The sequence below is a fragment of the Desmospora profundinema genome, from assembly GCF_031454155.1.
GTDB lineage: Bacteria > Bacillota > Bacilli > Thermoactinomycetales > DSM-45169 > Desmospora > Desmospora profundinema.
Window position 1 is genome coordinate 48,455 of the sequence record NZ_JAVDQG010000004.1, and the last position, 14,939, is coordinate 63,393.

At 54.7% G+C, this 14,939-nt stretch carries 12 protein-coding genes and 1 riboswitch; of the genes, 9 read left to right on the forward strand and 3 right to left on the reverse strand.

The window, feature by feature from the left end; genetic code table 11:
* Positions 1–122 precede the first annotated feature (122 nt).
* Positions 123–905: an SDR family oxidoreductase gene (locus tag JOE21_RS09225; protein ID WP_309865109.1), complete on the forward strand. Its 783-nt coding sequence runs from the start codon at positions 123–125 to the stop codon at positions 903–905.
* A gap of 124 nt (positions 906–1,029) precedes the next feature.
* Here the strand turns inward: JOE21_RS09225 and JOE21_RS09230 are convergent, their stop codons facing one another.
* Complete coding sequence (locus JOE21_RS09230) at positions 1,030–1,206, reverse strand: hypothetical protein (protein ID WP_309865111.1); 177 nt, start codon at positions 1,204–1,206, stop codon at positions 1,030–1,032.
* 212 nt (positions 1,207–1,418) lie between these two features.
* On the opposite strand from JOE21_RS09230, the gene JOE21_RS09235 reads away from it, so the two are divergent.
* From JOE21_RS09235 to JOE21_RS09260, 6 genes are all read left to right on the forward strand, one after another.
* Positions 1,419–3,986: a transglycosylase domain-containing protein gene (locus JOE21_RS09235; RefSeq protein ID WP_309865114.1), complete on the forward strand. Its 2,568-nt coding sequence runs from the start codon at positions 1,419–1,421 to the stop codon at positions 3,984–3,986.
* Between the two features lie 327 nt (positions 3,987–4,313).
* Positions 4,314–6,824, forward strand: coding sequence for a transglycosylase domain-containing protein (locus JOE21_RS09240; RefSeq protein ID WP_309865116.1), 2,511 nt, complete (start codon positions 4,314–4,316; stop codon positions 6,822–6,824).
* A 145-nt stretch (positions 6,825–6,969) separates the two neighbouring features.
* On the forward strand, positions 6,970–7,995 hold the full coding sequence (locus JOE21_RS09245; protein ID WP_309865119.1) for a YkvI family membrane protein: 1,026 nt from the start codon (positions 6,970–6,972) through the stop codon (positions 7,993–7,995).
* A 149-nt stretch (positions 7,996–8,144) separates the two neighbouring features.
* A complete protein-coding gene (locus JOE21_RS09250; RefSeq protein ID WP_309865121.1) occupies positions 8,145–8,717 on the forward strand; it encodes a nitroreductase family protein in 573 nt (190 codons plus the stop codon).
* Positions 8,718–8,753: 36 nt separating this feature from the next.
* Positions 8,754–9,314, forward strand: a complete 561-nt coding sequence (locus JOE21_RS09255; RefSeq protein WP_309865124.1) for a glycerol-3-phosphate acyltransferase — start codon at positions 8,754–8,756, stop codon at positions 9,312–9,314.
* Positions 9,315–9,487: 173 nt separating this feature from the next.
* The gene (locus JOE21_RS09260) at positions 9,488–10,261 is read left to right on the forward strand and encodes a DUF2797 domain-containing protein (protein ID WP_309866057.1); all 774 of its coding nucleotides are present in this window, start codon (positions 9,488–9,490) and stop codon (positions 10,259–10,261) included.
* A 69-nt stretch (positions 10,262–10,330) separates the two neighbouring features.
* Here JOE21_RS09260 and JOE21_RS09265 read toward each other — a convergent pair whose 3' ends face one another.
* Both JOE21_RS09265 and JOE21_RS09270 read right to left on the reverse strand, forming a co-directional pair.
* Positions 10,331–11,131 (reverse strand): VLRF1 family aeRF1-type release factor, encoded by an 801-nt coding sequence (locus JOE21_RS09265; protein WP_309865126.1) that lies wholly within the window; start codon positions 11,129–11,131, stop codon positions 10,331–10,333.
* Positions 11,132–11,599: 468 nt separating this feature from the next.
* A complete protein-coding gene (locus JOE21_RS09270; protein WP_309865128.1) occupies positions 11,600–12,451 on the reverse strand; it encodes an alpha/beta hydrolase family protein in 852 nt (283 codons plus the stop codon).
* A gap of 163 nt (positions 12,452–12,614) precedes the next feature.
* A riboswitch (cobalamin riboswitch) is annotated at positions 12,615–12,804 on the forward strand.
* A 130-nt stretch (positions 12,805–12,934) separates the two neighbouring features.
* Here JOE21_RS09270 and JOE21_RS09275 point away from each other — a divergent pair.
* Positions 12,935–13,879, forward strand: a complete 945-nt coding sequence (locus JOE21_RS09275) for an ABC transporter substrate-binding protein (RefSeq protein ID WP_309865130.1) — start codon at positions 12,935–12,937, stop codon at positions 13,877–13,879.
* Positions 13,876–14,928 (forward strand): FecCD family ABC transporter permease, encoded by a 1,053-nt coding sequence (locus tag JOE21_RS09280; RefSeq protein ID WP_309865133.1) that lies wholly within the window; start codon positions 13,876–13,878, stop codon positions 14,926–14,928. Before JOE21_RS09275 ends, JOE21_RS09280 begins: the two co-directional genes overlap by 4 nt.
* The last annotated feature ends 11 nt before the right edge of the window (positions 14,929–14,939 follow it).

Below are 14,939 nucleotides of genomic sequence, written 5' to 3' on the forward strand. Positions count from 1 at the left end.
TAATTGGAAAAGGGCATGATAAAGCGGGATGGTTTTTGCAGTAAAATCGCAACATCAGTACAATAAATGAATATGACGAGGATGCATCATTCACGTATTGACGGGGAGAGGGGGCTGGGTGTATGACAACGGAAGCAAAGGTGGCTTGGATTACGGGAGGCATCTCCGGCTTAGGGGTGCAGGTGGCCCGTGTTCTGGCTGAGGCGGGATATCGGATTGCCGTCAATTACCGCAGCAGCCTGGATGCAGCGGAGAAATTGAAGGGGGAAGTGGAGGAGCGGGGCGGTCAGTTGCTGGCTTTACAGGGGGATGTTTCCCAGGTGGAAGACGTGCGCCGCATGGCCGGCGTTATCCACGACTGCTGGGAACGTGTCGATGTCCTGGTCTGTGCGGCGGGGCCGTTACTCTTTCAGCGGATCGAGACGATCGCTTTCACCGATGATCAGTGGCGGGAAATGGTGGACGGCAATTTAAGCGGGGTGTTCTACTGTGTACGGGAGGTGGTGCCGGGAATGCGGCGGAGAGGATGGGGGCGGATTGTCACGTTCGGCTTCCCCGAGGTGGAAACGGCTCCGGCCTGGACGGGTTTTTCCGCCTATGCCGCTGCTAAAGCGGGGGTAGTCTCCCTCACCCGTACCTTGGCGCAAGAGGAGGCCCCTCACGGAATCACTGTCAACATGGTTTCGCCGGGGGATATTCGCCATCCGTTCAAAGAAGCGCCGATTGCCGCGGCCCGCGGCAAACAGGAGCCGCGCAATCCGGTGGGGCGGCCGGGAACCGGGGAGGACCTGGCTCGGGTGATCCGGTTTCTGGCGGAGCCTAATTCCGATTTCATCACGGGGGCGGTGGTCCCGGTGACGGGAGGGTTTGACAACCGAGATTTCCGAGTGGATCATAGGGAATAAGTTGCAACCAACTAAAACAACTGCCGTAATAGAGGCAGTTGTTCCGCTGTAATTAAAGATCCTGTAACAAAAGAGATTCGATTTGCGTTATAATGGGAAGGTGCCGTTTCGACAGGTTTCGTTTTTATTTTTGGGACTTGGATCCTCGTTGAAGATGCCAGGCCAAACCAAACCAAAACATCGAACTTAACAAGCCGAACACCAATCCGGCGAAACCGTACAGATTCCAAAACAGGAGGGATGCGAGAATCCCGACGACTCCGGTGAACCGGCAGGCAAAAACGGCTGCAGATACGTTCATGGGGTGATCACCTCGCCTCCCACTATACCATAACCGTGATCCCGTGCGAAAAGGAGAGGAAAAAACCTCCCCCGCCGGCAAGAAAAGCGGGGTGATCGGCGATTACACATACGCGAATATTCATTCGATTATCCCGTAGAGAGACAGTTTGGACAAGCTTGACAAGTTTGGGTCAGAAATCTGCCACATGCAATTTGAGGGGGTAAAAAGGAATGGACCAGTATCGCATGGAGTCGAGGGCCGTCCCTTCCCGCTCGCGTTCCAATGAACGCAGGACCGGGAAACGCAGTCTGGGCGGGCCACGCGGGTCCGGTGGTGGTGGCAAAAAGAAATTCCGCTTCTTCACCTGGAAGTGGTTTTTCTTGGTCTGTATCACCACCCTTCTGCTGGTGGTCGGCGGATGTTCCGCCGTCATGATGAGCGCTAAGACCTACGATATCGAAGAGATCCGGGAGAAAATGGAGGAATCCTCCACTGTTTATGATGCCGAAGGGCAAGAAGTGATGAAGCTGGGTGCCTCCAACCGGGAGTATGTGAAGATTAAGGATATCAAATCCCCCGAGTTGGCCGAGGCCTTTGTCAAAGTGGAGGACGAGCGCTTCCACAAGCACAATGGGATCGACTACCGGGGCTTTGCCCGCGCCATTTACCGCAACATTATCTCCCTGGGCAAAGCGGAAGGTGCCAGCACGATCACGATGCAGGTGGCACGGAACGCGGTATTGCAAGAACGGCAAAAAACATACACGCGGAAACTGAACGAAATCGCGGTGGCGCTCAACCTGGAACGAAACTACAAAAAAGAGGAAATATTGGAAACTTATATCAATTATATTGACTTGGGGAACAATGTCCGGGGCGTCAAGATGGCCGCCAAGATCTATTTCGACAAAGACATTACCAAAGAAGAGCTGGAACCGGAGGAAATTGCACTCCTGGCCGGGCTGCCGAAAGCTCCTTACGGATACGATCCGTTTAAGCAGGAGGAACGAGCGATCAACCGGCGCAACGTGGTGCTGAACAAGCTGGCGGAGATCACCAAAGATTCCCCTCAGCTTATTACGGAAGCGGAAGCGGAAAAAGCGAAACAACAACCGCTGGGCGTCGATCCGGAATATGTCCAGAAGCACCTGCCGAAAAACGAGTATGCGGCGTACAAGGATTACCTGTTCGATGAATTGAAGGAGCGTTACCCCAACATTCCCCAAGATGAGTTGATTAATGGGGGATTCAAGGTACACACTGCGCTGAATGTGAAAGCGCAGAAGGCGACGGAAAAAGCGTTGAAAGACGAAGAAAACCAGTTTTTTGTGGACTCAGATACCAGGCAGCCGCTGGAAGGGTTGGATGCGGGTCTGACCATCATGGATCCCACCAACGGGGAGATCGTCGCCTTGGGCGGGGGACGCAATTATTTAACCGGTTATATGAACCGGGCCACCCAGCGGATGCAGCCCGGATCGACGATGAAGCCCATCAGTGTGTTCGCTCCAGCAGTGGAACTGGGCATGAACGAGTATCACATCGTCAAGGATGAAGAAATCAAGATCGGTGAGTATACCCCCCGTAACTACACCGGGGAGTTTTACGGCGATATCGAGATGAAGGAAGCGGTGGCCCGCTCCCTCAACGCCTCCACCGTATGGTTGTTAACGGAACACGTGAAGCTGAACCGGGCCTATGAATATGCGACCAGAGCCGGGCTGGAGCTGAACGAAAAGGATAAAGGCAGTATTGCGGCGATGGCGTTGGGCGGGTTGACGGACGGGGTCCATACTGTGGAGATGGCGCAAGCCTACTCCGCTTTCCCCAACAACGGCGTCAACCATGAACCCCACACCATCCGCAAAATCGAAGATAACGAAGGCCAGGAAATCTCTCCCGTAAAGGAACTGGAGACCGACCGGGAGGTTTACAAACCCCAGACTGCCTGGTATACCACCCGCATGCTGCAGTATGCGGTGGAGAGCGACATTGGAACCGGGCGTAACGCCCAGCTGGCTGACGGCCGTCCGGTAGCGGGTAAGACGGGGACTACCCAGAACAGCAAGGAAGCCTGGTTTGTCGGATATACTCCGCAGTACGTGGGTGCGGTGGCTGTCTTCAATGATAAGGGCAGCGAAGTGAGGCTCACCGGGGGCAGCTATCCAGCACGGATTTGGCAAGCGGTCATGACGGAAGTGATGGCGGGATTGGAAGTAAAACACTTCGATCCGCCGCAAGGCGTCAAGGAACCGGAGCCGCCCTTCCAGTTGAAACCGGTAGGGGATCTGTCCGGCCGCTATGATCCCAATGGGGAAGCGATCAATCTGAAGTGGACCGACCTCGGCGAGCGGGTGAAGTATGAAGTGCAGCGTTCCGAGGACAACCAGAACTGGAGCACTATCGGAGAAGCGGAAGGCGGCGGCTATACCGACCAAAACATCGAAGTGCCTAAAGGAAACTTCCTGCGGGACTTCTTCGGCGGCGGAGACCAGCCCAAATCCTACTTCTACCGTGTGATCGCCGTCGACAAGGAAGACGGTGATGCCAAGTCCGATCCTTCCAACGCGGTGGAAGTGAAGGTTACTCCCAACCAGGAGGAACCACCGCCGGAAGAAGAGGAGCAGGATCAGCAGGAAGAGCAGGACCAGCAGGATCAGCAACAGGATCAGGAACAGGGTTCACAGGGGGACCAAATCACAATCCCAGAGCGGGGTGACCAACGGGGTGGTGGCCGTCAAGGAGGCAACAATGACGGCGATGACGACGAAGAAGGGGAGCAAGGTTTTTGGCCCTAAATAAATGACCGCTATGGACCGAACGAGAGAACGGCGTTCCAGATGGGAACGCCGTTCTCTTTTGTTTTGACTCTTTTGGATGGATGCATCAACATTTACACGGCAACAGACTGTAAACGTTCCTGCCGCCCTCTCCAATCCACCAGAAGCCGGTTTTCAGGAACACCCTTCACTTTCCGGCTGAATGCTCCGCGTTCTTCCATTGGCATTTTGTTGTGGATGGAGTAGTATAAAAGATATATGGCATTGACAGATATTGAAAGAGATAGAGAGGATTCCTCCCAGTGGTGGGATGAGGATCATGCCATGCAGAGGGGGTTGAAGGAGATGGACGATGAAAAAAAACGGGCGACGCCCCCAGGGGAAAAACGAGTCGGTTCCCGTGTGGAGGACCGTGGCCGTAAAAATGGAGGGAAGCGCCCCCGCTTTTTTACGAAAAAGTGGGTCGTACTGGTGTTGATCACCACCGCGTTATTGGTAATCGGCGGTTGTTCGGCGGTGATGATGTCGGCCAAGTCGGTGCCGTTGGATCGCTTGGATCAGATCCAGTTTGCTTCTACCATCTATGATGTGGAAGGGAAGGAAGCAACCAAGTTGGGGTCGTCCAACCGGGAATACATCAGCATGGATGAGATTCGTTCAAAAGAACTGATTGAAAATAGTTTTATCGCCGTAGAAGACCGGCGGTTCCGGCAACATAACGGGGTGGACTTCCGCAGCATCGCTCGCGCCGTCGTGGCCAATGTCCGCGAAGGGCGCAGGGCCGAAGGCGGGGGAACCATCACGATGCAGGTAGCGCGAAACGTCATTTTGGAAAGCAATATCAAAACCTACACCCGTAAATTTCAAGAGGTTACCGTCGCCTGGAATCTGGAGCGGGATTACAGTAAAGATGAAATCCTGGAAGCATACCTGAACTTCATCTATTTTGGAAATGATGTTCAGGGGATTCAAATGGCCTCTAAAATTTATTTTGACAAGGATCTAACCAAGGATGAACTGAAGCCCCACGAAGCTGCGCTATTGGCGGGGCTGCCCAAGGCTCCTTCCGCCTACAACCCCTATCAGGATGAAGAGCGGGCCAAAGAACGGCGAAACCTGGTCCTGGGACTGATGGCGGAACAAGGGGTAATCACGGCGGCGGAACGGGATGAATACCGCAAAAAAGAGTTGGGCGTCAATCGCGAGCATTTGACGAAACATCTCCGAAACGACCGCTACCAGGCGTATAAACACCTGGTGATTCAGGAGGCGGAAGTCCGTTTCGGCTTGTCCGAAGAAGAGTTGGCCACCGGGGGTTACGAGATCCACACCAACCTGGTGCCTAAGGCCCAGTCGGCGATGGAGAAGGCGTTCCAAAACGACGCCCTTTTTCAAAACCATGACGAACTGGACGGGGGCGCCACAATGGTGAATCCCCAAACAGGGGGAATCGCTGCTGTCGCTGGAGGACGAGAGTACAAGGGCAGCGGTTATATCTTGCGCTCCACGGAAGAGAAAATGCAACCGGGTTCCGCCATCAAGCCGATCACGGTTTATGCACCAGTAATCCAGGAAAAGGGATATAACGAATACTCGATGGTGCAGGATCCTCCCGATTTTCAGGTTGGGAATTGGGAACCGCAAAACTTCCAGAAACGGAGTTTTGGCACACTGCCGTTGCGGGATGTGTTGGCCCAATCGCTGAACGTTGCCACCGCATGGCTTCTGGACAAAGAAGTGGGTCTGCCGACAGCCGTTCAGTATGCGGAGCGGTTGGGGCTGCAGCTGGATAATAAAGACAAGGGTTCCCATGCAGCCCTCGCTTTGGGAGGGCTGACTCAAGGGGTGAATACTGTGGAAATGGCACAGGCGTATACCGCTTTTGCCAACAATGGTTCCATGACGGAAGCCCATGCCATCGAAAGTATCAGCACCGAAGACCGTAAGTGGGAGGCAGAAGAAGAAGGGGATTTGAAGCGGGATGAGGAAGTGCTGGCGCCGCAGACGGCCTACTACCTGACACGGATGATGAAGTACAACGTGGAACAGGGAACCGGCACCAATGCTCGCCTTCCGGACGGGCGTGATGTGGCCGGTAAAACGGGAACGACCCAAAATAGCCGCCAAGCTTGGTTTGTGGGATATTCACGGGAATACGTGATGTCTGCCATGGTCTTTAACAAGCAAAATGGTCAGGTGGAACTGAGCGGGGGCGGTTATCCGGCGAGGATATTCCAGCAAGTGATGGCGGAGGCGCTGGCGGGAACGCCGGTCAGCCGGTTTGAAAATCCGGGTGTTCCGGAACCGAAACCGCCTTTCCAACTAAAACCGGTGGAGTTGAAAGGATCGTTTGACGCGGATACACCCGCGATTCAGCTGCGCTGGAACGATTACGACGACCGACTCTCCTACCGGGTGGAACGATCGGAGAATCAATCGGACTGGCAGGCGATCGGGGACACCACCGACGGAACCTTTACCGATGATCGCCTCCGTTTGCCGGATAATCGGTTGGATGCCATCTTTGGACGCGGTCCCACCTATTCGTACAGGGTAATCGCGATTGACACCGAAACCGGAGACGAAGCGGATCCTTCCAATGTCGTCACCTTTGAAATCCGTCCGCCGGAAGAGCCCCCGGAAGAACCGGAGCGCCCTCCCGGTGACCAAGAAGGGGATCAGGGGGATGAAAACGATGTTGCCCCGGAGAATCCCGGCGAGCCTCCTGGTGAAGACGAACAGCCGGGTGACGAAGACGGGAACGGAGATGAGATTTCGATTCCCCGAATGCCCGATTACGATCGGCAAAATCAATCCAGCTGGCAAGAGGATGAACCTCGCAGGAGGCGCCCTTAAGTCACACCAAAAACCCACCGGCACAGTCGGTGGGTTTTTGGTGTGTTTGTCCCTTTTGTTCTAACCTGTCCCCGCCTCCCATAGACTGGAGTGTGAGGGACGAGTCCGACAGGGAAGGGGTGTACGGGTGTTGCACGAGAGGTGGTTGACAGCGTCCAGGGTGGGCTTTACGTACATCGGTACCGTGGTGGGAGCCGGTTTTGCATCGGGACAGGAGATCATGCAATTTTTCACGGTTTATGGAACCGGCGGCGTCTGGGCGATCATCCTGGTAACCATTCTCTTCTCCTGGTTGGGAATCCGGATGATGGTGATGGGAGCCTCATTGAGGGCGACCAGTTATGAGGCTTTTAATAATTATCTGTTTGGCCGTCAGTGGGGACGTTGGATGAACGCTTTAGTCGGTGTCATACTGTTTGGAGTGACGACAGCGATGATGTCCGGAACCGGATCCCTGTTTCAGGAGCAACTCGGTCTTTCCTTTCATGTGGGGGTTCTTGCCACTTCCTTGGTGGCGTTCATCGTCATTATGAGAGGAATGGAGGGCATTCTCCACGTCAACGCGCTGGTCGTTCCGCTCATGTTTGTATTTACCATGATTGTGGGAGTGCAGGGGATCCAGGAGGCTGGGGGCTGGGGAAACATCGGAGAGATCCGAATGTTTACCCAGGAAGGGCATTGGGCTTTGTCTGCAGTCACCTATGTCGCTTTCAATCTGGCGATGTCCCAGGCGGTGTTGGTTCCGTTGGGTGGCGAGATTCAGGACCGAAAGACCTTGCGCTTGGGAGGAATCCTCGGGGGGCTGGGGCTGGGAGTCATGTTGTTGGCAGCAAACTTTGCCCTTTCTTTGAAAGCACCGGCGGTACTGGGGATGGAAATCCCGATCGCATTGGTGATCGCCACGTTGGGAGAGGGGATGATGTACTTCTTTCTCGCGGTGATGTGGGGAGAGATTTTTACAACTCTGATCGGAAATGTATACGGGTTGGCGGCACACCTGGAGCAGCGGGTACCGCTGAGGATGCACACCCTGATCGGTGCCATCTTTTTCCTGGGTTATTTGTTTTCATTGGTTGGATTTCCGGTGCTGGTGGGGAAAGTTTATCCTTTGTTCGGCGTATTGGGCATGGCGGTATTAGTCTTGCTGGCGATCCGTCGATATCCCCGATAGACAGGAGCAGACGGCTTCAAGCATGACAGGGGGGGCGTTACCCGTGGGAAGTCGTTAGTGATCCCTGTCGGATCAGGCTGGAGGTTCATAACGGTGTTTCTTTCCCTTAGAATGGAAACGAACCCTATTAACGAGGAGGAGTTTATACGATGGATGTAAACCAAGCGATCCGGACCCGACGAAGTGTAGGGAAAGTGGCGGAAGAAATGCCTGACCGGGCCTTGATTGAAAAAATACTGGAGGCGGCGCGATGGGCACCCAACCATCACATGACCCAACCTTGGAAATATACGGTTTTGACTGGGAGCGCCCGCAACCGCTTAGGGGATGTACTGGCAGAGATCAAGGCCGAAAGTATGACAGAGGAAGAGCAGATGAATGCTTCCCATCAGCTGGAACAGGCACGCCAAAAGCCCTTGCGCGCTCCCGTCATCATCGCCGCTGCGGTCAATCCCTCCCTTGATCCGAGAGTGGAAGAAATCGAAGAAATCTGTGCGGTAGCCGCCGGTGTCCAGAATGCCCTGTTGACGGCTCATGCGTTAGGATTGGGTGCCATCTGGCGGACGGGTAAACAGACTTATTCTCCGAAGATGAAGCGCTTTTTCGGGTTATCGGAACGGGAAACCCTTCTTGGATTTCTCTATATCGGCCATCCCGCCGCCTTGCCCAGAGAACGTCCACGTTTGCCCATCGCCGATAAAGTGACCTGGCTGGAAACCTGATCGTCACTGCGGTTGGGGAAAGGAAAGGGGGCAGCCATGACCATTATCTTCGTCACCGTCATCGCCTACCTCATCGGTTCATTGCCGGTGTCTTTCCTGTGGGGATGGGCCCGGTTTCGACATCGGCCCATGATTTCGTCGGTAAATCCGCCCAATGATCCCCTCGTCGTGTTGGGAATTCAAGTTGGCAAAGGAGTGACAGCGACGACAGCCGGTCTGTTGTTCGCGGGTTGGGCAGGAGCCGCCATGGCTGCGATTGCCGCGGTGGTGGGAGAAGTTTTTTCGGTCTTCCGCCGTTTTCAGGGTGGTGACGGAGCCGTCGTTGCTGCCGGTGCCCTGCTGGTGCTCAGTCCAATCTTGATTCTGCTGGGGGTCGTCATATACGGACTCAGTCTGCTCTTAACCCGATACTTTTCTCTTTCCACCATGGTGACGGCGGTGCTGTTGATGGTATTGTCCCTGGTGCTGTTTCCGCAGGTGTATGTGATCCTGGTCGTGTTTGCGGCAGGGGGACTGGTTTTATACCGGCATTGGGGTGATTTCGGGCGGTGGAAGCGGGGCCTCGAAATTCCCTTTCGCTTCAAGTGGTTTCGCTAACCGGAGAGAAGGGGAGTTTGGCGGAGACCATGGGTTTCCATGGACGTATTTGGACTCGGAAATGGGTGCGTATGAAATCCGATGGGCAAGGGTGCTTTCCTTCCGCTACAATGAAGGAGACGAGGATGGAAGGGAGGGGATGGCCCTTGGTATGGACAGGCCACCTGAAACCGATGGAACCGCGATGGGAAACTCCGGTCCGTTACCGACTGTCGTTGGGGGAAGAGTCGGTGGAGCTGAACACGTTGTTGGGGGACGAGATCCAGATCCGGTTTGAAGGAGAAAAAGCATGCCGCCACTGTGGCCGCCGCATCCGCAAAACGTATAACCAGGGCTATTGTTATCCGTGTTTTCGCGATCTGGCCGAAAATGACCTATGTATCGTCAAACCCCACCAGTGTCACTTTCATGAAGGGACCTGCCGGGACGAATCCTTTGGAAACGCCCATTGCATGCAGCCCCACCTGGTTTACCTCGCCTTGTCCAGCGGGGTGAAGGTGGGAATCACCCGTAAGACCAACGCCTATAACCGCTGGATGAACCAGGGGGCTGTGAAGGCCGTTCCGATAGCCGAAGTGCCGACCCGAAAGGAATCGGGTGAATTGGAACTCCATCTTTCCCAATACTTATCGGACAGAACCGATTGGCGCCGCATGTTGAAAAATGAGATCGAGGAACGGGATTTGTTGCAAGTGCGGGAGGAAATCCTTCCGCACATTCCGGAACGGTTTCACCCCTTCCTGTTGGAAGGGGAGGAGGTATGTCGTTTTCGCTACCCCCTGTTGTCCACGCCGGAAAAGATCAAGACGATCAACCTGGACAAGCAGGAAGAAGTGCGGGGCCGTCTCCTGGGGATTAAGGCCCAGTATTTGATCCTGGACATCGGGGTGTTCAACGTGCGCAAGTTTACGGGGTACCGCGTACAGATCGCACGGATGGCGGGATGAATGAAACGTACCCGGATCGATTTCGATCCGGGTTGTTTGTGTAAATGGGGTGGAAGTGGTTGATTCTGTTCACAGGGTCACCATCTCCACCACTTCGTGGTCTTTTTTGTTGCCCAGGTTTTTATGATCGATTTTTGTTACGGGACAGGACATGAAATGGGAGAGTTCCTGCACTTGTCCCGGTTCGCCGGTGATCACGGTCCGTTTCCAGCCGGACTTTTTGGCCTGCTGATCCAGTCGCGGAGCCAAGCGCTTATACCAACGGGTTTGGACTGCTTCGTAGCGGTCCTGGTATTGATCCTTTTGTGTGTGAGTGCGGGCATGTTGGACGGGCTCACCTTGGTGCGGTCCTTCATACGGGTGCCAATCTTCTGCTTCCAGGTCCCAACCGTATTCCTGTGAGAATCGTACCGTACCCATCTGGGTTTCGATCATTCGTACCCGTTCGTTTTGGACCAATACGATTCCGGTAAGGGGATAAGACTCCAACATGTCACGGAGAGGCTGCGTGACGGCTTGCTCGTCATAATGAAAAGCAGTATGAACGGAGACGTCCAAGTGTTTCATCAGGAAAAGCCGGCGATCAGAGGAGGCGAACAAAGCGATTCCTTTTCGTAAGTTTCTTCTCTCTTGGTGAATTTCCCGTTCCACCTGTTTAGCCAACGAGGCGAACACTTGAGATTCTTCTCCGTTTCCGGCGGCTTCTTCGTATTCCCGGAGTTTTTTCAGTCCATTCTTGAGGTGGATTTTCCACTCGCCTCCCTGTTGTGCCGGACTGCCTCGATCTGTGTGGAGAGTCAGGCTCAATATCTTGTTGGGGGGAAGGGGTTCGTAGCTTTCCGCTCGCTTCAGCCAATCGTGCCAATTCATCGACTCACTCCTTTGGGAAATAGAAGACTTATTACGGGATTAACCGTCCGAGCCGGGTACGTAAACCCTTCCTTTTGAAGTGGCTTATTTTGAAAAAAACCTGAAAAACCGATTGTGAACAGGACTGTATCGATGGAGGAGGGATGAGGGAAGATCAACTGAGAAAGAGATCGGGTAAAAAGTTTTTTTCGGTGAAACCTCTTCCGATCCAACCGCGTTTTAGTAGGGTGAAGTGATTATGCGGGGAAATCGATTGATCAACAAGTGAAAAACGGCAAATTTGGAAAGGGTTTTATCTTTTGATTGACATACATTTTTAAGTTGGCTATAATAATAGAAACACCTTGAAGATTGCGATTCCTTCCCATTATTCGATAAAAGAGTTTGACCCCCTTGAGACGAAAAGACCGGCCCGCGGGCCGGTCTTTTCGTTGATGCCGATATGAGTTTGAACCCCGCTACACATTTTTAACGGATTAAGAGTTTTTGCAAGAAGGAGATGGTTCGTTCCAGTGTTTCGTCGAGGTGGGACGTGCTTCCCCGGAACGGATGGACCGCCCCAAAGGTATGATCCGCTCCCGCCAGGAAGTGGTACTCGCTTTTGGGGGCGGCCTGAGCCAGCAGGTTCGCCGTCTCGGGTCGGACAGAGGGATCGGCGTCCCCCTGCAGGATCAGGACGGGCTTGTCATAGTGCTGCAGTCGTGCTGTCAGGTTATAGCGCTCCCGATTGGATTCCAGATCGTCCAATACTTCGCGGTCAATGGGCATTTCCTGACCGGTGCGGGCGTTGGGGATGGTGGCCCTTCCTTCCCGGCGGATACGCGCTTTTAATTCATCTGAAAACAGATCCGGCTTGGCGATGCTGTTCCACAGAACGACTCCGTTTACTTCGGGGTGTTCCAGGGCAAACAACAGGCTGTTGGCCCCGCCGCGGCTGTGTCCGATTAACGCGAGCCGATCCGGGTCCAGGGCTGCGCCACCCGGAAGTTCCCGCGCGGTCAGGGCTGCTACGAGCCGGGATAGATCTTCTTGCTCGCGGCTGTATGTGTTGCGAGCAAAGCGTTCCAGTTCGGTAAAGTTCTCCCCGTCCTCACCGACGCCGTTCATGGAAAAATCAAAGGTAATGGCGGCAAAACCATATTTCGCCAACGTTTCGGCTGCATAGGGAAAAAATCCCCACTGCCGGAAGCCTTTGAACCCGTGACAGAAGATGACGGTCGGCAGTGAGCGGGAAGTGTCCGGGACTCGCACTTCCCCTCGGATCAACCGTCCTTCTTTTTTAAGATCCAACTGAAACGAATGGGTCTGTATGGCGGCCAATGGCCCGCCTCCTTTCCAAACTTTAAGGTTTTGGATCACCCGGTCTTCATTTTTCAGAGTAACGCGGGGACGGATGTTTTGCCAAGGGGGTGGCTGGATTCTCCATTGCCTCCTAGCCCCCTTCCGAATTGAAGCATTTCTGACAATCGGCTATAATGAAGCCACCAAGTGGATAGGCGAGGGTCTTCCGCCCACGGGCGGAAGTGAAAAGGGAAGCCGGTGTGAATCCGGCGCGGTCCCGCCACTGTGAGTGGGGAGCGAAGCCGCATGAAGCCACTGTTCTTCGGAACGGGAAGGGGCGGCTGAAGCGATGATCCACAAGCCAGGAGACCTGCCCCCGCCGGAAGCTTGCGATCTCCTTCGAGGTAAAGGAGAACGCGGGGACCTTGAAGGACGCACCCTGTCAAGGTAAGCCTGTGAACCCCTTTTGCCTCGGGCGAGCGGGCTTTTTATATTGGTTCAATAGAGAGGATGGGTTGGAGGATGAAGATCGGATCTCGTTTATGGGTCTTGATGCTGGTTTTGGTCATGGTTTGGAGTGTCGGCTGTCAGGCGGTTACCGACACCGGAAAAGAGGCGGGCCAGCCGCAGGAGCAAGCGGGAGAATCGTTTCCTGTTACGCTGACGGATGGCACGGATACCGAGGTGACCATTGAAAGTGAGCCGAAAGCGATTGTATCGCTGATCCCCAGCATGACGGAGACGGCGTACGCATTGGATCTGGGTGACAAGATGGTGGGGGTGACCACCAATGATGATTATCCCGAAGAAGTGAAAGAGTTGGAGACGGTTGGCGATATGACGATCGACGTGGAGAAAGTGGCTTCCCTGAAGCCGGACCTGGTACTGGCCTCTACCATGAACGGGGAAGCGATCAATAAACTGCGGGATCTCGGTTTGACCGTCCTTTCGTATGAACCGCAAAATCTGGAGGACGTCTTTCAAATGATTCGTGATGTGGGACAGGCCACCGGCTCGGTGGAGAAAGCCGAAGAGGTCGTGTCCGGCATGGAAGAGGAAAAGAAACAGGCACAAGAAGTGGCGGCGGCGGTCAAGGATGATGATCGGGCACGGGTATGGATGGAAGTTTCTCCGGAATTGCACACTTCCGGGAAAGGGACCTTTATGGATGAACTGATTACACTGGCCGGCGGAGAAAATGTGGCGACGGACCATGAAGGGTGGGACCCTGTTTCGTCGGAGACGGTCGTTCAGTGGAATCCGGATGTGATTCTGTTTACACATGGGGATGAAAAGGCGATTCAATCCCGTGGCGGCTGGAAAAAAGTAAACGCGTTAAAGGAAGGTCGAATCGAAGCACTGGAGGGCAATTTGGTCAGCCGGCCCGGTCCGCGGATTACGCAGGGGCTCCTTCATCTCGCAGAAGTTCTTTATCCGGAAGCGTATTCTGATGTAGTCGGACAATGAACGGGAATCAGTGGGCGATTCGACTGGGGTTCTGGTGTTTAGCCTTCATTCTGTTGTTGGCGCTTTCGATGGCAGTATCCATCTCCATCGGATCTGCCGACATCGGAGTGGCCGATGTCTGGTCCGCATTGATCGGCCCTTCCGTCTCCCAGGAGATCGATCCGGTGACAGAAGCGATCATCCGGGAAATCCGTTTGCCCCGAGTGCTACTGGCTGCTCTCGTGGGAGCGGCATTGGCAGCGGCGGGAACGGTATTTCAGGGTTTGCTGAAGAATCCTCTGGCTGATCCATATATTCTGGGGGTTTCCTCGGGCGCAGCGGTAGGTGCGGCGGTGGCCATCTTTACCGGGTGGGGAATGGCGTGGCTGGGACGCTGGACCGTCCCCCTGTGGGCGTTTGCCTTGGGAGCGGTGGCCCTCGTCTGCGTGTTGGCTCTGGCACGGGTGGGAAGCACCATGCGCAGGGAGACTTTGATCTTGTCCGGGGTGGTGGTGCAGGCTTTTTTTGGAGCCATTCTCACCTATGTGATCGCCACTGTTTCCGCTCAGGAAATGCAACGCATCCAGTTCTGGCTGATGGGCAGTGTCGCTTTGCGGGATTGGAGCCATGCGATGGTGATCGTTCCTTTTTTGGCTGGAGGACTCCTTCTCTCCTGGCTGCTTTCCCGATCCTTGAATCTATTTGCTTTGGGAGAACGATCGGCCGCCCATGTGGGGGTGTCCGTGGAGCGGGTGCGGTTGACACTGCTGGTAACGGCCACCCTGATGACGGCGGCTGCCGTTTCGGTGGCCGGGACGATCGGGTTCGTCGGGTTGGTCATTCCCCATTTGATGCGGATGTTTACGGGGCCGGATCACCGGGTGCTGCTGCCGGTCGCTTCATTGGCGGGTGCGGTTTTCCTGGTGTGGGCGGACACATTTGCCCGATCAGTCATGGATCCGAGGGAGTTGCCCATTGGAGTGGTCACCGCATTGATCGGGGCACCGTTCTTCGCCTGGCAGCTGCGGCGCTACACCCGGCGTGCGGGAGAGGAATCCCCGCTGGGCTGATGAATGACGGA